Source organism: Marinobacterium arenosum (assembly GCF_019795155.1).
Lineage (GTDB): Bacteria > Pseudomonadota > Gammaproteobacteria > Pseudomonadales > Balneatricaceae > Marinobacterium_C > Marinobacterium_C arenosum.
Genome location: NZ_JAILYN010000036.1, coordinates 1 through 17,629, shown reverse-complemented (window position 1 = coordinate 17,629; position 17,629 = coordinate 1). Strand labels below are relative to the sequence as shown.

The following is a 17,629-nucleotide window of genomic DNA, read 5'->3' as shown; positions in this document are numbered from 1 at the left end:
CGATGCGTAAATCACTGTTGGCCGGCGCCACGCTGGCGCTGTTGTTAGCTGGTTGCAGCGGCCTGCCGTCGCAGAATCTGTCGCTGCACCCGGAGGTAGAGATCAAACAACCGCTGCCTGACAAGCAGGTCCAACTGGAGGTCCGCGATCTACGCGCCCACCGCACGGTCGGCGAACGGATCGACAAATTCAAGAATCGTGCGCCGATCACCCTGAGTGGTGCGGAAACCATGCTCGAACACGCCCTGGAGCACGCCCTGCAGAGTGCCGGCATCAGCAACTTTGGCCCCGGCGGCCCCCGACTGGTACTGCTACTGGACGAGCTTAGTTACGAAGCAACCCAGAAGGGCGTCAAGCAGACGGTGGCACTGGCGATCAAACTGCGTCTGAACGCAGGCCAGAGTGGCGAAGGCTACAGTGGCAGCTACGGTTCCAAGCTGAGCGAGGAGTTCCTGCGCACGCCGACCCCGGCGGATAACGAGGAGTTGATCAACAAGCTGCTGCAACAAACACTGACACGGGCATTGAACGATCCGCAGCTGGCCGAGTTCCTGCGCAGTCACTGATTTCAGTAACGAGGGTTACGGGGCGCCTGCGGAGCGGGCTGCGAATCAGGATATTTCCCTGTAGGCACCCTCTCTCGAGGCCGGCCACAACAGCCCTTTACAGCCTTTGTGGCTGGCGTTGCTGCTGGTTCTTCGATGCCAATGTAGGGCCGGACCCGGCCGGGCAGGCCTGGCCGGCCAAACGCCGACAGGCATTTTCAACCACCTGCGGCGATGGCGCCCCGGGTGGCGCCCTACAGGGCTTTGCCGCAGCAGCCCGCTCTGCGGGCGACCAGAGTTGACTCCCGAAGCGGCAAGACCTCAGGTGATCCAACGCTTGCCGCTTACGATCCCCCCCCATTTACCAACCGACGCTGTAGGAGAGCAGCCGGCTAATCTGGCACAGCGGCCGGCCCGATTCCTGCTGCCACTGGTTGAACACCTCCTGCACCCGCTGAAGGTCACGCTTGGCGGTCGGTTTCTTGTCGACGATCCCTTGCGCTTTCAGGGCCGCCACCACGTCGTCGGTCAGCAGGAAGGTGTCCTTGCCGACCATTCGCAGGAACGAAGGGCCGGAGTTGCCGCCGAGCTGGGCGCCATGCTTCTTCAGAAACGCCCACAGGTCGATGATCTCACTGGCAGGCCAATCGGCCAGAAAGCGGGCAAAACTGCCGTGCTTCGACGCCAGCTCAGTGACCATCAGCGCGTTGGCACGGGTCGCCTTGATCTTGCCGAAGTGGCGGATCAACTGGTCATTCTGCATCAGCTTTTCCAGCTGTTCGTCGCTCATCAGGCTTATTTTTTGCGGGTCGAAGCCAAAAAACTCCTGTTCAAACGCCGGCCACTTGCTATCCACCAGCGAGTGTTTCAGACCGGCCCGGAATACCCGCCGGGTCAGGTCCGACAACAACCGGTCATCAGGGGTGGCCGCCAGCTGCTGATCCGTTTTGGGCTGCGGCAGCAGCGCTTCGATATCCTCGCCGGCCTTGTGAGCGGCGACATGGTCGTATAACCATCCAAACGACTTCATCGATCAGTTTTCCTTATCGTCCTCGTTACCAGCCTGTTCGGCCGCTTCGAAATCCAGTGACGCGGAGTTGATGCAGTAGCGCAGCCCGGTCGGCTGCGGCCCATCCGGAAACAGGTGGCCGAGATGGGCATCGCAACGGGCGCAACGAATCTCGGTACGCACCATGCCGTGCGAGCGGTCCTGATGGCTGTCCAACGACCCGGCTGCCAGCGGCTGCCAGAAACTCGGCCAGCCACTGCCGGAGTCGTACTTGCTAGCGCCGTCGAACAACGGTTCGCCACAACAAACACAACAGTAGATGCCGTCGGCATGGTGCGCGTAATACTTGCCGCTGAAGGCACGCTCGGTGCCCTGCTCACGACAGATCCGATACTGTTCCGGGGTCAGTTGCTCACGCCACTGCTGTTCTGTTTTCACTACCTTATCGGGGCGGGTATTCATCGCTGACTCCTTGGCGGATTGAGTAAGACCTAAGGAACCTGTTCACAGGTTCCCTAAGCCTACGACAACTGCGCTGCGGGCAGTTCAATTGGGTTTCCAAACGGCGTATGATATTGCACCATTTTTATCGCGCTGAGACAGCTACAGAGAGCCTCTGAGGCCCTGCGGGGCCTGTCCGCAGCCGTACCCTAGGACGCAAAACATGCCAGTTATCCGCAAATCGAACAAGCTGATCAATGTCTGCTACGACATCCGCGGCCCGGTTCTTCAGGAAGCTAAGCGACTGGAGGAGGAGGGACACCGGATCGTCAAACTGAACATCGGCAACCCGGCTCCCTGGGGCCTGTTTGCGCCGGATGAGATCGTTCAGGACGTGATTCACAACCTGCCCTCCTCCCAGGGCTACTGCGACTCCAAGGGGCTGTTCTCGGCGCGCAAGGCGGTGATGCAGGAGTGTCAGCGCAAGCGGATCGCCAACGTCGGGATCGAGGATATCTATATCGGCAACGGCGTCTCCGAGCTGATCGTGATGGCGATGCAGGGGCTGCTGAACGACACCGACGAGATGCTGATCCCGGCGCCGGATTATCCGCTGTGGACCGCGGCGGTCAGCCTGTCCGGCGGCAACCCGATCCACTACCGCTGCGTGGAGGAGGAGAACTGGATTCCGGATCTCGACGATATCCGCAGCAAGATCACCGAGCGAACCCGCGGCATCGTGGTAATCAACCCGAACAACCCGACCGGCGCGGTCTATCCGCAGCATATTCTCGAGGGGCTGCTGGAGATCGCCCGCGAACACAAGCTGATCGTGTTCGCCGATGAGATCTACGACAAGATCCTGTACGACGGGGTGGAACACACCTCGCTGGCCTCGCTGGCGGACGACGTGCTCTGCGTCACCTTCAACGGTCTGTCCAAGACCTACCGGGTATGCGGCTTCCGGGCCGGCTGGATGATTCTGAGTGGCCCGAAACACAAGGCGCGCGACTATATCGAGGGGCTCGACATGCTGGCCAGCATGCGACTGTGCGCCAACGTACCGGTGCAGCATGCGATCCAGACCGCGCTGGGCGGCTACCAGAGCATCGAGGAACTGATCGTGCCGCAGGGCCGGCTGTACGAGCAGCGCGAACGCGCCTGGCAGATGTTGAACGAAATTCCAGGGGTCAGCTGTACCAAGCCGGACGGTGCGCTCTACCTGTTCCCGAAGCTGGACCCCGAGGTCTACCCGATCAAGAACGACGAGAAGATGGTGCTGGACCTGCTGCAGCAGCAGAAGGTGCTGGTGGTACAGGGTTCCGGCTTCAACCTGCCCGACACCCAGCACTTCCGCATCGTATTCCTGCCGCGCGAAGATGAACTGAGCGACGCGATCGAACGGATCGGCGCCTTCCTGAAGAACTACAGCCAGTAAGCGCCGGCGTGCAGGGCGGCGCGCCAAGCCGCCGCCCTCGCCCCCCTCTCCTGTCATAAAACGGTCATCCGACTGCCATAAAATCCGCCCGTTCAAATCACTCACGCCAGAGAACTTCGCAACAGGGTATTGGCGTCATTCGCGCCACGCCTTATGCTGAGTTTCTTTAACTGCATATGGACAGGGCAATGTTTATCAAGATCAGAAAGAACTGCGGCATCTACATGGAACACAACGGACTGGAAAAACGCCACCTGGTCCCGGTCACTTCCAATTTCCTGATCAACCTGAACCATGTCGCCGAGGTCTCCTTCTACACCATCAAGGAAACCAAGACCCGCTACGACCTGGAAAATCACGAGTTCAACGTGCCGCCCTACACCCGGGTAATCCATCTGCAGATGAGCTACCTGTACGGTTCCTACAAGGAGAGCATCCAGGGCAACAAGGGCCGGCTGGTCGAGCGCTGCTACTACAAGCTGTACTTTATGCCGGAAGAGATGGGCCAGTACGACGAACTGCGCGGCCAGATCGAAAAGCTGGTGCTGAACAGCGAAGAGTAAGTTCTGCAACCCTGTCCGGTCGCGATTACGCGGCCGGAACCACGCCTGCAAAACACCGGGCTCTCACAGCTGCAACGGTGGAAAATCATACAAAACAAAAAAGCGGCCAATGGCTAATGCCGATCAGTTAAGCCAACTGACTGGCATTTTTTTGTTTCTTCGCTGCTTGTTAGGAAATCTCTACGTTAGCCATAAGCTTGCCGCTGGCCCCCCTGTCTACGCCGACTCTGAGCGACCTGGCCGGCCGCTCCCTAGCTCGGTTCGATACAGCGGCGATCAGGCAAAAAGCTGTCTGAGCGAGGCACGAGCGAGTTCTTTTTGCCAGCCGATGAATCGTGCCGCGCGCAGGATCAGGCGCTCAGTGGAGGCAAGCGGGATTGTTAAGGGCGGTAGTCCCTGCGCGGGCCGCCTTAACGCGCCAGCAGGCAAGACCCCAACTTGGATAAAAACTGCAGGCTTAGAGATCGCCGGATTGCCGGACCACGCGGGGCGCGCCTCCCACCAACTTGCACGACAACCAGAGTTACCAGCCTATATGGTCCAGTTCGACTTTTCCCCTGAAATCTTCGAAAAGAAAAAATCCGGAATCCTGCCTAAGGATTCCGGATTTTCTTTCGCAGAATCAGCGGCTCAATGAGCTTAACTGATCGGCATTAGGCCAATGGCCGCTTTTTTATGGTTTATAGAGTAGCCGATCAGGGCTGTTCGATGCCGACGATAGTCCAGTCGGCATTCTGCACGCTCATATCGCGGGTCAGGTGCCAGATCTCGTTGAACTCGGTGGTCTGGTCACCATCTTCCTTCAACCAACCGTAGAAGTTGACGCTGACCACCACGTGGTCGCCGTTGTCGATAAAGTTGGCCAGCTCCGCCATCACCGACACCACTTCGGTGTGCTGCTCGGCATCCAGCTTGGCCCGCTCGCGCTGCAGCTCCGCCAGCAGTTCAGGGCTGGTGTAGCTGGCGATATCGTCCCAGTCCGCCCGATCCCAGGCGGCCTGCAGATGGCTGAAGTGCTCGCGGGCTCCGTCCAGGAACGCCTGCTGGTTGAACCAGGACGGCAGCTGGAAGGCTTGCGCGGCGAAACCACCGCTATTGCCAGCCAGCGGCTCGGCAGCTTGCTTGGCGACCGGTTGCGGTTGCGGTTGCGGCTGCAGCGGCTCCGGACGGATCGGTTGCGGCTGGCTATACCCACCCTGGCCACCGGCAGCATAGGCCGGCGGGGCCGATGCCGACTTGCGCATATTGAAGATCTTCCAGACCACGAAGATGATGCCGGCGATCAGCAGCAGGTCCATGAATTCGATCCCTTCGAACGCACCGCCGAACAGCAGCGCACCGAATAGGCCACCGGCCAGCAGGCCGGCCATCAGGCCACCGAAACCGCTACGTTTCTTGGTCACGGTCTGGGTTTTGCTGGCAGTCGTGGCGTCCTGTTGCTGCTTCTGCTGAGTGGTGCTGGAAGCAAAGCTTTTCTTGGGGGGCGAGTAGGACTTGCCGAGCGACGAGCCACCGCCGAAGCGCTTGCCGGCCTCCGCCTCGTCGACCGCGAGAGGAACCAGTATGAAAAGGGATAACAAGCAGATCAATAAAGTACGCATTAGGACTCCTGTTGCCGGGTCTTGAAACGGTTCAGCGTTTTCGCCACCACCGCAAGATAGATGCCGACGAATATTAAGGCTATGCCCGCGAGATGAAAAGCATACACCTGTTCATCCAGGAACAGCACCGACAGCAACATCCCGAACACCGGGATCAGATGGATAAACAGCCCGGCTCTGGGGGCTCCCAGTTCGGCCACCCCACGGTTCCAGAACAGATAAGAGAGGATCGACGGGCAGACCGCCATGTAGACCACCGCGCCAACCATCGACATATTCCATTGCAAGGCCTGGTGGCCACGCTGTTCCCACACCATGAACGGTGCCAGCACCAGCACCGCGACCAGAATGGTAAAGCCGAGAAAGGTAAAGCCATCCAGCTCCAACGGTTTCCAGCGCAATGTTATCGAGTAAAGCGCCCAGGCCAATACCGCAGCGAGTATCCACAGATCGCCGCTGCCGAAGCCCTGCTGAAACAGCTGGCCGAACTGGGCCCGACTGATGATCACCAGCACGCCGACCAGCGACAGCGCCACGCCGAACCACTGCCGGCCGCTGACCGGTTCGCCCAGCGCCAGCGCGCAGATCAGCAGGATGACCACCGGCGTGGCCGACTGCAGCAGGGCGCCGTTGGTGGCGGTAGTGCTCTGCAAGCCCAGATAGAGCAGCGTATTGAAGCAGGCCACGCCGAGAATCCCCAGCAACACCAGGATACCGAAGTGGCGCTTGAACAACGGCATCGCCCGGCGTGCCCGCGGCAGCCAGAACGGCAGCAGGATCAACAACGCCAGCAGCCAGCGACAGAACGCCAAGGTGATCGGCGGGAACTCCAAATGCAGGGAACGTGCGATCACCACGTTGCCGGCCCAAAACAGTACGGTCAGCGTCAGCAGCAGGTAAGCCATCAGGTCTCCTTGTTGGAACGGTTGAGCCAGCGCGCCAGCAGGTTGTTGCTGTTATCGTCACCGGTCAGCAGATAGGTCAGCACGTTGTAATTATTGACCGTCCAATCCATCTGGCGACTGGCCTCCTCAAGCCCGCAAAACAGAATTTCATCGCCCTCCTCCAGACGGTGCAGTTCGCCGGGCAGCACCTTCATCTCATCGCCACGGCGCAGCAACAACGGGAAGGCCCGCAGGTTGCGGGTGCGATCACGCGGATTCTTCAGCATCAACGCCAGCGTCACCTTACGCGCCTCCGCCAGCGCCTCGCACAGTGCCGGCGTTCCGTCATGCGACACCACGTAGGCCCAACTGGCCAGCTCCTGGTCACCGACCACGCTGCTCATCCGGTTCAGCAGGGTATGCGCCCAGACATCGTCGTAGCGATCGACCAACTGCTCGATAAAGGCCGGCAGCAGCGGCGTCTTGATCTGCGCCAGGATGCGGTTGGCAATAATCCGACCGGGCTCCATGATGAAATCGGCCCGCGAGTTGCGGAACACCAGGCCGTTGGCGCGGAGGTTCTGCCGCACCACCGTCAGCAGTTTCGGATTCAGCTCGCGAGCGGTCATGATGATCGACAGGTTGTCGGCATCGTTACCGGTACCGGCGACGATACCGACCGCCTGTTCCACCCCCGCCTCGCGCAGGGTGTGCGCCTCGGTGCCGATGCCATGTACCTGAGCGGACAAACCGTTCTGCGCCGGCGGATCGGGATCGACCACCACCAGCTCGACGTCGGCGCCGGCGAATTCACTGCACAAGGCCTTGCCGAACCGGCCGTAGCCGCAGATGATCCAACGCCCCCGGGTCCGCCGATACGCGCTGGACAGCGGTCGGTGGTAGGGGTTCAACAACCAGTCGTAGACCAGGTGCATATAGGGCGCATGGGCCGCCAGCGACAGGTACTCGGCATAGGCACAAAACGGATCGACCACCAGGTCGGTACCGAACGAATCCAGGTTGGCGGTGGTCACATCGGATTCGGTGCGGCTGATCACCATCCGCTGCGGCACCAACAGCTTGCTGGCGATGGCGATCGCCAGGTTGACGTTGTCGCGGTTGGTCAGCGCCAGCACCCCGATGCAGTGTTTGTGCTGCAGACCGGCATCGTCGAGCACATCCGGCAATGAAGCGTCGGCGGTCAACCCCGGTGGCGGCAGTGGCAGGTCGTCCATGCTCAGCGCTTCGATCCGTGACTCCTTGATATCGATCACCACCGACTGGATACCGAGCCCGGCCAACTTGCGCACCACCACGCTGCCGGTCACCCCGTAGCCGCAGATCAGGTAGAACGGCTGGTGCAGCTGACGCACCTGGGCGGCGAACCGACGCCGGCGCATCATCCGGCCAAACACCGGGTCCTGGAACAGCGCCAGGGTAGTACCAATGCCATACAGCCAGGAGATCACCGTGGCGTAGATGGTGAACATGGTCCACAAACGCTGGGCGTCGGTAAAGGCGTAGGGGATCTCGCCGAAACCGATGGTCGAGCCCATGAAGGAGACGAAATAGAACGCGTGGAAGAAATTCATCCGGTACGGCTGGCCCTGGTCGTCGACCCCCGGGATCAGTACGAACCCCAGCACCGACACCGAATAGACCACGATCAGGGTGATCAGCGGCTTGCGCAGCCGCCGCATCAGGATATAGAGCAGATTGTTCATGCCGGTGCTCCCGGGCCCGCCGCCGTCAGCGACGCACCAGAATGGTTTCCACCATCAGCAGGATTACCGAGATGACGTTGGCCAACAACGCGCCACCGGCCATCGAGATGATGCTGGCCATCATATGGGGGGTCATGCCGACGCTGCTGATCTGCTCGGCATAGCCCCACAGCAGCGCCACCACCACCAGCTGCAGGTCGGCAACCAGCGAGGTGGCCAGCATCAGCGCGCCCAGGTGGGTCCGGTCGCCGAGCTTCAGCACCGTGCAGATAATACTGACCACCAGTGCCGCAAAGAACTCGAACACGTTATGGTGCTCGGGATTTTCCAGTTCGCCAAGGAAGAAGCCGAAGTTAAGGGTCAGGGCGAGAACGATAAAAAACGCGAATATGACCTTTTCTTTATTCATGGCATCCTTCCTGGGCTATAGGTACTGATAGGGACACTCAGCCTGCAACATTTTTGTAACCTAAGACGATGGAGCGGCTTCAGCGGACGGCCTATTCTAGCCTACGGCCTGCGCCGGGCGCCACGAATGGAACCTTCTGCCAAGATCCACGGTCACAGTTTAGATACCCAAAGCATTTTTTTAGAATAAAAACGCAGTCTCTTAGAAAAACTAACAATTGACCAAAAAATAGACAGTTTTTGAGTATACATATAAGATCTAGTTCTTTCTCGACGCCCTGGCAAAACCAGAATAACAAGTACAACAACGAGGTCTGCACCATGCAACGCACCCGGCGCCCTTCACTCCTGCGCTACCTGGCCATCTCCCTGCTGCTGATCCTCAGTAAGCTGGCGCATGCGGGCATCCACAAGAGCCCCAATGACCATCGCAGCTACCTGGGCTTCACGTTGCCGAACCATATGAAGGTGCTGGTGATATCGGACCCCGACAGCCACAAGGCCGCCGCGTCGCTGGACGTGGACGTCGGCTCCAACGCCAACCCGCACGACCGACCGGGGCTGGCGCACTTCCTCGAGCATATGCTGTTCCTGGGCACCGAAAAGTTCCCCGAAGCCGGCGAGTACCAGTCCTTCATCAGCTCGCACGGCGGCAGTCATAACGCCTACACCGCTTATGGCAACACCAACTACTACTTCGATATCAACGCCGACGACCTGGACAAGGCGCTGGACCGCTTCTCGCAGTTCTTCATCTCGCCGCTGTTCGCCGCCGAGTACGTCGACCGCGAGCGCCACGCGGTGCACTCCGAGTTCCAGTCCAAGATGCGCGACGACGGCCGCCGACTGCATGAAGCCGCCAAGCAGGCGCTGAACCCGGCACACAGCTACTCCCGCTTTTCGGTCGGCAGCCTGCAGAGCCTGGCCGACCATGGCGACGATCGGGTACGCGACGACCTGATCAAGTTCTACGACCAGTACTACTCCGCCAACCTGATGACCCTGGTGGTGCAGGGCCGCCAGCCGGTGGAAGAACTGAAAGAGATGGTCGAAAAGCGTTTCAGCGCGGTGCCGAACAAGCAGGCGGAGCGTTACCAGGATGCATCGCCGCTGTTTACCGCCGACCAGTTGCCGGCGCAGCTCAACGTGCGCAGCATCAAGGAGCGGCGCACCCTGAGCCTGACCTTCCCGGTGGCGTCGATCCGCGATCACTGGCGTGAAAAACCGCTGCACTTCCTGGCCAGCCAGATCGGCTACGAAGGCAAGGGCAGCCTGCTGGCCGAACTCAAGGCCCGCGGCTGGGCCACCGGGCTGGCCGCCTATACCGGCACCGACCTGCCGGGCAATGCCACCTTCAAGGTCAAGATGGCGCTGACCCCGGAAGGGATGAAACATTACCAGCAGATTTCCGGGCTGTTCTTCGACTACCTGCAGCTGCTCGACCGCGAGGGGATCAACACCGCGCTGTACGACGAAGAGCGCCGCATGAACCAGATCCAGTTCCAGTTCAGCGAAAAGCAGGAAGCGATCGATTACGTCGGCCGACTGGCCACCCAGCTGCAGCGCTATCCGGCCGAGCAGGTCATTCAGGCGCCGTATCTGATGGAGAAATTCGATGCCAACCTGATCCGCGGCTACCTGCAGCAGATGCGGCCGGACAACATGCTGCTGACCCTGGTCTCCAACGACCAGGCGACCGATCGCCAGAGCCCCAACTTCAAGGCTCCGTTCAGCCTCAAGAAGCTGGACGATGCCGCGCTGGCGGCGCTGAAGAGCAGCCATCTGGAGCACCAGTTGGCGGTACGTTCGACCAACCCCTACCTGGCGGAAGACCTGGCACTGAAGCCGATCGAGGAAGCGACAGAGCAGCCGGAGGTGATCCTGCAACAGGTCGGTATGACCCTGTGGCACCAGCAGGACGCCGAGTTCCGCACCCCGAAAAGTGATTTCTACTTCTCGGTGATGTCCGAGCGCGCCAACGGTAATGCCCGCGATGCGGTACTGACCGCGCTCTACACCCGGATGGTGGAGGACCAGCTGAACGGCACCCTGTACGATGCTGCGATGGCCGGCCTGAACACCCGGATCTACCCGCACCTCAGCGGCGTCAGCGTGCGCATCTCCGGCTTTGACGACAAGCAGGACCTGCTGCTCAAGCAGGTGGTCACCGCGCTGAACAAGCCGCAGCTGGCGCAAGAACGCTTCGCCATCGTCAAGCAGCAGTATGCCGAATCGCTGGCCAACAGCCAGAAAGAGAAACCGTTCAACCAGACCACCAAAGAGATCATGCAGCTGTTGCTGCCGGAGTGGACCGTCGAACAGAAGCTGGAAGCGTTGAACGATCTCCAGCTAAGCGATCTGCAGGCATTCATCCCGCAGTTGCTGGCGAAAACCGAACTGCGTCTGCTGGCGCACGGCAACCTGCAGCAGAAGGATGCGGTGGGCCTGGCGATGACCGTCAAGAACGAGCTGCATCGCGGCCGCGAGCAGACCGCCCTGGCGCCGCCACCGGTACTCCAGCTGCCGAAGGAGCGTCACCTGGTGCAGACACTGGAAGTGGAGCATAACGACTCGGCCATCAGCGTCTATTTCCAGGGCGAGGATACCGAGCTGAAGACCCGCGCCCAGTTCGCCCTGTTGAGCGAGCTGATGGCTTCGCCGTTCTATACCCGACTGCGCACCGAACAGCAGCTCGGTTACGTGGTGTTCCAGACCCCGATCCAGCTCCGCAAGGCACCGGGCCTGGCGTTCGTGGTGCAGTCACCGGTCGCCGACCCGCTGCAGCTGGAAACTCATATCGACCAGTTCATGGGGGAGATGCGTGACAGCCTGCTGACCATGAATGAGGCGGAGCTGGAGCGTTACAAGCGCAGCCTGATCTCGCGGATCATGAAACCGGAGAACAGCCTGGCCGAGCGCAGTGACCGCTACTGGCGCGAGATCGACCGCCAGGCCGATGATTTCAACAGCCGCGAGCAGCTGGTGCAGGCGGTGAACGATCTGAAAATCGAAGACCTGGTCAACTGCTACCAGGGGATGTCCGAGCGCCGCCTGACGGTGCGCAGCTTCGGCCAGAAACACCTGCAGAAAGTCGCCAGTCGCGAAGTCGCCAAGAAGTGCGACACCGAAATCGACGCCCTGAAGGCCCGCCAGTCCTTTATGCCGGGCGCCTGATCACCCGGCGCCATCCCATGCCCGCCAGGCCCCCGCTGATTAGCGGGGGCCTGGCGTTTTATATCTCGAATGAGTGGGCAGACCTTGCAGGAGGGGCTTCTGTAGCAGGGGCTTCAGCCGCGACCAGGTGAATTGGCAGGCCTGATCACTCCTCTGCCATCCACGGGTTCGAGGTTGTCCCGCTAAAGCGCGATGAACACAAGTTAGGGCGCGGGCGGTGGCGGAGCCGGCGGGTAGAGCATCTCGCGGCGCTTCTCTTCTATATCCGGGTCCTTGTCGCAATCCTGCCCCAGCAGGAAGCAACGCGCCTTGATCACGTCACGGGCGATCTGGCGGAAGATCTTGTCCTCCCCCTTCAACTCCTTGCGACGCAGATCGGTCACCAGGCCCTGTTCGATATCTTCCAGCGGCGCATAGGGGATCACCATCGGCTCCGGCGGCGGCTTAGCCGTAAAGCGTGGTGTAATCTCGGTCATCGGCTCGTCGTCAAACTCACCACGCGGCTTGTCCTTATAGACCGTGGCGCCATTACGCATCCGGGTACTGGGGCCGTCCGATGTCACGTAGCGATAGGGAATATCCTCGACCGACTCATCAGGCACCGCCGCCGCCACCGGCAATACAGGCCACAGCAGCAGGCTGCAGGCCACGATTGTCAGGCGGCGCGGCGGTCGTTGCATCAGAACTCGTCCATCGGATAGATCGATTCGGCGTAGATCGCCAACTCCTCGAGGATATGGCGATCGCGGTCGCTGAGCTGCGGGTCCTGGTAGAGCTCGTTGACCCTCGCAAACAGCTCCGGCATGGTCAGGTGGCCGCTGTTGTCCGGCCCCAGCAGGCGGCGTTTACGGTACTCCTCCCACTGCTGGCGCTCCTCATCGATCAGGGTGTGCGGATAGTTGCGCGCCTTGTAGCGCAGCAGCATCTCCTCCAGCCGCGGATCCTGGAATGCCAGCGCCAGCTCACCGAGCGCATCCGGCGGACAGTCACGCACCTGCGCCATCGCCGCTTTATCGGCCTGACCGAAGAAGCCGCCGCCGTACAACATCAGGTCGGGGTCGCTGTCGGTCTCGAACGGGTTGTCGGCGAAAACCTCCATCACCTTGGCGGCCAAGCCGGAGAAACCACGCAGCATCTTCAGATGGGTGCGGCAGACATCACCGTCGATCTGCAGCCGGTCGGCCTCGACCTTCGACAACATGCCGGCTGGCGCGATGATCGGGCATTTGTTGGCATGCACCTGCTTCATGGCGATCTTCGGATCGGACTCGCTACGCTCCGCCTGCGGCAGGTAGAGCAAACGGCGCAGCTCCTCGACCGGCAGTTCGAACAGCGGTGTCGGATCGATCCGCAGATCCCAGACGATCACCCCGTTCTTATTGACCGGATGGCTGGCCAGCGGCGCGACGATCGCCGCGTTGCCCCAGTCGGTCGGGTATCGGCTGGAGATGTGCAGCACCGGTTTGTGGCTGACCACATCGAGCAGGCCGAGAATGGTCTGCTTATCACGATGATTCAGTACATAATCGAACAATTTCGGCTGCTTTTCGCGTACCAGCTTGGCCATGCCGATGGTGGCATAGACATCAGACAGCGCATCGTGGGCCTGGCCGTGGTCGATACCGTTGGCGACGGTCAGATCCTCCAGCCTCAGGCTGGGGGTGCCATCCTCGTATTTCGGCCAGTTGATCCCCTCGGGTCGTAGCGCCCGGGTCAGCCGCAACATGTCGATGATATCCCAGCGCGAACAACCGTTCTGCCATTCACGGGCATAGGGGTCGTAAAAATTGCGGTACAGGGTATTGCGGGTTACCTCGTCATCGAAGCGGATGCTGTTGTAACCCACCCCGCAGGTGCCCGGCCGGGACAGTTCGGCATGCACCCGGGCGATAAACTCCGCCTCGCAGAGCCCTTCGTTCAGTGCGGTCTGCGGAGTGATACCGGTAATCAGGCAGGCTTCCGGATGCGGCAGCACATCCTCCGCCGGCCGGCAGTAGAACATCACCGGCTCCTCGATAATATTCAGCTCCGCATCGGTGCGGATACCGGCGAACTGCAGCGGTCGGTCGCGGCGGGGATCGGCACCGGTGGTCTCGTAATCGTGCCAGAAAAACGTCGGTTCGGGAGTCTCAGCCATGAAAATCTCTTACAAGCCTAATATGTCTCTGGCACTATAATACGCGATAGCGGTGGCCGCCGTCTGCGCCAGGAGGTTTCAACAAACGCAGTCGGATGCGGGCGACCGGAACAGTAGTCAAGATCCAACGGAGAGTTCCGATGCTGCATGATCAGGATATCAGCCGCAAATGCCCCTGTGGTTCCGACAAACCGTTCAGCCTATGCTGCGAGCCGGCCATCGAAGGCGTTAAGGCTGCCGCCACCGCCGAGGCGTTGATGCGCTCTCGCTACACAGCGTTTTCACTGGGCGCGGTCGATTACCTGATCGAAACCACGGCGGCGGAGAAACGTCGGCCGGAAGACGCCGCCCTACTGGCCGAGCAGGTGCAATCCACCCTCTGGGTTGGCCTGCAGGTTGTGGATACCGAACGTGGAGCGGCCGACGACGACTGGGGTGCGGTGGAGTTCGTGGCCCACTTCGAAACCGGTGACCAGCGCGGCGAACTGCGCGAACGCTCCAACTTCCGCAAGGAAGACAACCGCTGGTATTACGTCGATGGCGAGGTGGAAGTGCGGATCTGAGCCTATCATACGCCCGTTTAAAGCGGCGCCTGTGAATGGTGACTGAATAACCAGCTTCCCGGCATTGTCAAGCCTTCCCCTGCCCACGAAAACGCCGGTAGAATAACCGCCCCACGGTCAAAATGTCCGGGAAGTATCGGGAAAAGAGCTGGATGTTAGCAAGATTCTTCAAGCCCAAGTGGCAGCACCGTAACGCGGAGATTCGTCTGCGCGCCGTCAGCAAGCTGTCTGCGCAAGACCCCTCTTCCAGCGAGATTCTCAACCGGCTGGCACTGGAAGACCAGGATGCCGAGGTTCGCCGTGCCGCGCTGGAGCGGCTGGAACAGACCAATCTGCTGCTGCGCGCCAGTCGCGAGGACAACGACAGCCGCAACCGCACCGTGGCCCTGCAGCGGATCACCCGGCTGATCAGCGGCGAACAGGGCCAGCTGCCGCTGGAGCAACGCCTTGCCCTGCTGCCGCAGATCGATACCAACGACCTGCTGATCCATCTTGCATTGCGCAGCGATGACCCGCAGATCCGCCAGCAGGCCGGCCTACAGCTGGATGATGAGCAGGACCTGTTGCAGCTGATCCTGCAGAGCAACGATATGGAACTACGCCACCGTACCGCCGAACGGCTGCGCGGCGCCGAGCCACTGGAGCGGCTCGAGAAGGAAGCCCGCAACAAGGACAAGCGGCTGTTCCGTATCGCCCGCGACAAACTTCAGCAGTTGCGTGAACAGGCCCGCCAGGCGGAAAGCCGTCGGCAGCGCCGACGGGAGCTGCTGGAGTCGATGCAGCACTTGGTCAACAGCGAAGATTTCCCGCTGTTCGGCGCCAAGCACGAAGGCCTGAAGCTGGAGTGGAGCCGCTGCAACGAGGACGCCTCGCCGGACGAACAGCAGCAGTGGCAACAGCTGGACCAGCAGGCCGCACAGCGCCAGCAGGCGATCAAGGCTGCCGAACAGGCCGCCGCCGAAGCCAAGGCCGCCGCGCAGGCCCGCCAGCAACAACTCAGCCAGTTTGAACAACAGCTCGACCCGCTAGCGCACGCTTCCGATCCGCTGACCGAGCAGCAACTCGAAGCGCTGCGCCAGCAGTGGCAACAGCTACAGGAAAGTGCCAGCCCGCAACAGCGTCAGGCAATCGATAGCCAGCTGGCTCAGTTGGCGAACCTGCAACAGGCCCAACAGCGCCTCGCTGACCAGCAGGATGCCTTGCAGACCATGCTGGACGAGTGGCAGCCGACTGGCAAAGACGCCACCGCTGCGCACCTCAAGCGCGGCCTGCAGCAGATTGATAAGCGGCTGAAAAAACTCGACTGGCCGCAGTCCCTTGAGCAGCCCGCTACGCTGAAAGCATTGCATAAACTGCACCACCAATTGAAACAACAGTTGGATGGCCTGAAGCAGCAACAGCAGAGCTGCGAGGCGGAGCAGGATCAACAACTGGATGAGCTGGCCCAATTGATCGGCGCCGGCGAAGCCCGTAAGGCGGACCGGCTGCACAACCGGATCCAGCAGCAGCGCGAACTGCTGACCCCGGCCCAGGCGCAGCGTTTCAAGGGGCTGCATGCCGAGCTCCAGGAGCTGCGCGACTGGCAGGGCTATGCGCTGACCCCGAAGCGGGAAGCCCTCTGCCAGCAGATGGAAGCCCTGGTGGACAGTGAGCTGCCGCCGGAACAACTGGCCCAGGAGATCCGCCAACTGCAGCAGCAGTGGCGTGAACTGGACAGCAGTGGCAGTGTTCATTCGCGCACACTGTGGAACCGCTTCAAGGCGGCATCCGACCGCGCTTACCAGCCCTGCGACGCCTACTACGCCGAACAGCGCGAACTGCGCCAGCAAAACCTGGTCAAGCGCCAGGCGATGGTCGAGCAGCTCGACAACTACACCGAACAGCTCGATTGGCAGCAACCGGACTGGAAAGCGGTCGAAGAGATCACCCGAACCGCCAAGGCGGAGTGGCGTCGCTACAGCCCGGTGGATCGTGGCCCCGGCAAAGAGCTGCAACGCCAGTTCAACAAGCTGATCAACCAGCTGGAAGGCAAGCTGAAGGCGCACCGCAAGGCGGTCCAGGAGATCAAGGAGGGGTTGCTGGCCCGCGCTGCCGAACTTCTCGAGGCAGAAGATCTGGCGGCCGCCACCGATGAGGCAAAATCGCTGCAGCAGCAGTGGAAAGAGGCCGGCACCACCTTCCGCACCGAGGAACGCCGGCTGTGGAGCGAGTTCCGCGGCCACTGCAACGCGCTGTTCGAGAAGCGTCACCAGAGCCAGCAGGCGCAGCGCGAACAGCGTCGCGGCGATCGCACTAAGCTGGAACAACTCTGCCAACAGCTGGAGCAGCTGCGCCAACAGCGCAACGCACCGCTGCAGCTGGAACAGTCTTTGAACCAGTGCGACCTGGAATATCAGCAGCTGTGCGACCACGAGAATTCGCTCAATCCCAGCCAGCAGAAGCATTACCAGCAGCTCAGCGCATTGCTGCACGCCCAGCTGGACCAGCTGAAAAGCCTGATGGGCGACCAATACCTGGCCCTGCAACGCAGCGCAGTGCTCTGCCAACAGCTGGAAGAAGCCCTGCTGGATGGCGATGCTGGCGAACATCTGGCTGAAGTGCAACAGGCCTGGCAGCAGGGACCGGCGCTGCCGAAACCTTATGCGGCGGCAATGCAGCAGCGCTTCCAGCTGCTCTGCCAACTGGCCGAGGACCCGACCCCGCTGGCCGAAGAGGTCAACAGCCGGGAAGCGGACATGCGCCAGCTCTGTATCCGGCTGGAGATCCTGCTCGGCGAACCGTCGCCGGAACAGGACCAGGCGCTGCGGCTGGAATACCAGATGCAACGCCTGCAACAGGCGCTGGTCCAGCAGCAAGAGGGCTACGAGATGGCCGATATCAAGCGACTGGAGTACGAACGGCTCTGCGTGCCTTTCGCCAGCTACCACGAGGCGCTGAACGAACGCTTCGACCGGCTGCTGGCCAAGGCGTTCTAAGACCGTCTTTCTTAACCGCTGAACAAAAAACGCGACCATCCGGTTAATGCCAGTCAGTTAAGCCAACTGACTGGCATTTTTCTTTCTCACGGGGTAGCGGCATGGGCAGCTCTTTAATGCCCGGGGATAACGCCGCTCTCGCCTTGTCGGCAACACGAAAGTGGCTG

At 61.0% G+C, this 17,629-nt stretch carries 14 protein-coding genes; 6 read left to right on the top strand and 8 right to left on the bottom strand.

Features of this window, described 5'->3' with window-relative positions:
* Positions 1-2: 2 nt before the first annotated feature.
* Complete coding sequence (locus K6T12_RS15335; RefSeq protein ID WP_222223751.1) at positions 3-566, top strand: YajG family lipoprotein; 564 nt, start codon at positions 3-5, stop codon at positions 564-566.
* Between the two features lie 340 nt (positions 567-906).
* Here K6T12_RS15335 and K6T12_RS15330 read toward each other — a convergent pair whose 3' ends face one another.
* Together K6T12_RS15330 and msrB are read right to left on the bottom strand one after the other, a co-directional pair.
* Complete coding sequence (locus tag K6T12_RS15330) at positions 907-1,575, bottom strand: DNA-3-methyladenine glycosylase I (RefSeq protein ID WP_222223750.1); 669 nt, start codon at positions 1,573-1,575, stop codon at positions 907-909.
* A 3-nt stretch (positions 1,576-1,578) separates the two neighbouring features.
* Positions 1,579-2,016 (bottom strand): peptide-methionine (R)-S-oxide reductase MsrB, encoded by a 438-nt coding sequence (msrB, locus tag K6T12_RS15325; protein WP_222223749.1) that lies wholly within the window; start codon positions 2,014-2,016, stop codon positions 1,579-1,581.
* A 202-nt stretch (positions 2,017-2,218) separates the two neighbouring features.
* Here msrB and K6T12_RS15320 point away from each other — a divergent pair, with 202 nt between their 5' ends.
* Both K6T12_RS15320 and K6T12_RS15315 read left to right on the top strand, forming a co-directional pair.
* Positions 2,219-3,433 carry a pyridoxal phosphate-dependent aminotransferase gene (locus K6T12_RS15320; protein WP_222223748.1) on the top strand — a complete coding sequence of 405 codons (1,215 nt, stop codon included), beginning with the start codon at positions 2,219-2,221 and terminating at the stop codon, positions 3,431-3,433.
* Positions 3,434-3,621: 188 nt separating this feature from the next.
* On the top strand, positions 3,622-3,996 hold the full coding sequence (locus K6T12_RS15315; protein ID WP_222223747.1) for a hypothetical protein: 375 nt from the start codon (positions 3,622-3,624) through the stop codon (positions 3,994-3,996).
* 695 nt (positions 3,997-4,691) lie between these two features.
* On the opposite strand, the gene K6T12_RS15310 is transcribed toward K6T12_RS15315, so the two are convergent.
* From K6T12_RS15310 to K6T12_RS15295, 4 genes are read right to left on the bottom strand one after another with little or no spacing between them, the layout of a single operon-like run.
* The gene (locus tag K6T12_RS15310; RefSeq protein ID WP_222223746.1) at positions 4,692-5,597 is read right to left on the bottom strand and encodes a Tim44 domain-containing protein; all 906 of its coding nucleotides are present in this window, start codon (positions 5,595-5,597) and stop codon (positions 4,692-4,694) included.
* On the bottom strand, positions 5,597-6,502 hold the full coding sequence (locus tag K6T12_RS15305; RefSeq protein WP_222223745.1) for a DMT family transporter: 906 nt from the start codon (positions 6,500-6,502) through the stop codon (positions 5,597-5,599). The genes K6T12_RS15310 and K6T12_RS15305 overlap by 1 nt, the downstream gene beginning before the upstream one ends.
* Positions 6,502-8,205 (bottom strand): potassium channel family protein, encoded by a 1,704-nt coding sequence (locus K6T12_RS15300; RefSeq protein WP_222223744.1) that lies wholly within the window; start codon positions 8,203-8,205, stop codon positions 6,502-6,504. Before K6T12_RS15300 ends, K6T12_RS15305 begins: the two co-directional genes overlap by 1 nt.
* Before the next feature lie 25 nt (positions 8,206-8,230).
* On the bottom strand, positions 8,231-8,614 hold the full coding sequence (locus tag K6T12_RS15295) for a DUF6394 family protein (RefSeq protein WP_222223743.1): 384 nt from the start codon (positions 8,612-8,614) through the stop codon (positions 8,231-8,233).
* Positions 8,615-8,934: 320 nt separating this feature from the next.
* Here K6T12_RS15295 and K6T12_RS15290 point away from each other — a divergent pair, with 320 nt between their 5' ends.
* Positions 8,935-11,787 carry an insulinase family protein gene (locus tag K6T12_RS15290; RefSeq protein WP_222223742.1) on the top strand — a complete coding sequence of 951 codons (2,853 nt, stop codon included), beginning with the start codon at positions 8,935-8,937 and terminating at the stop codon, positions 11,785-11,787.
* A gap of 203 nt (positions 11,788-11,990) precedes the next feature.
* Here K6T12_RS15290 and K6T12_RS15285 read toward each other — a convergent pair whose 3' ends face one another.
* Entirely contained in the window at positions 11,991-12,467 is a 477-nt protein-coding gene (locus K6T12_RS15285; protein ID WP_222223741.1) for a hypothetical protein, read from the bottom strand.
* Complete coding sequence (gene sbcB / locus K6T12_RS15280) at positions 12,467-13,924, bottom strand: exodeoxyribonuclease I (protein WP_222223740.1); 1,458 nt, start codon at positions 13,922-13,924, stop codon at positions 12,467-12,469. The genes K6T12_RS15285 and sbcB overlap by 1 nt, the downstream gene beginning before the upstream one ends.
* 140 nt (positions 13,925-14,064) lie before the next feature.
* Between sbcB and K6T12_RS15275 the strand changes: the two genes are divergently transcribed.
* Both K6T12_RS15275 and K6T12_RS15270 read left to right on the top strand, forming a co-directional pair.
* Positions 14,065-14,487, top strand: coding sequence for a YchJ family protein (locus K6T12_RS15275; RefSeq protein WP_222223739.1), 423 nt, complete (start codon positions 14,065-14,067; stop codon positions 14,485-14,487).
* A gap of 152 nt (positions 14,488-14,639) precedes the next feature.
* Entirely contained in the window at positions 14,640-17,462 is a 2,823-nt protein-coding gene (locus K6T12_RS15270) for a DUF349 domain-containing protein (protein WP_222223738.1), read from the top strand.
* Positions 17,463-17,629: the final 167 nt, after the last annotated feature.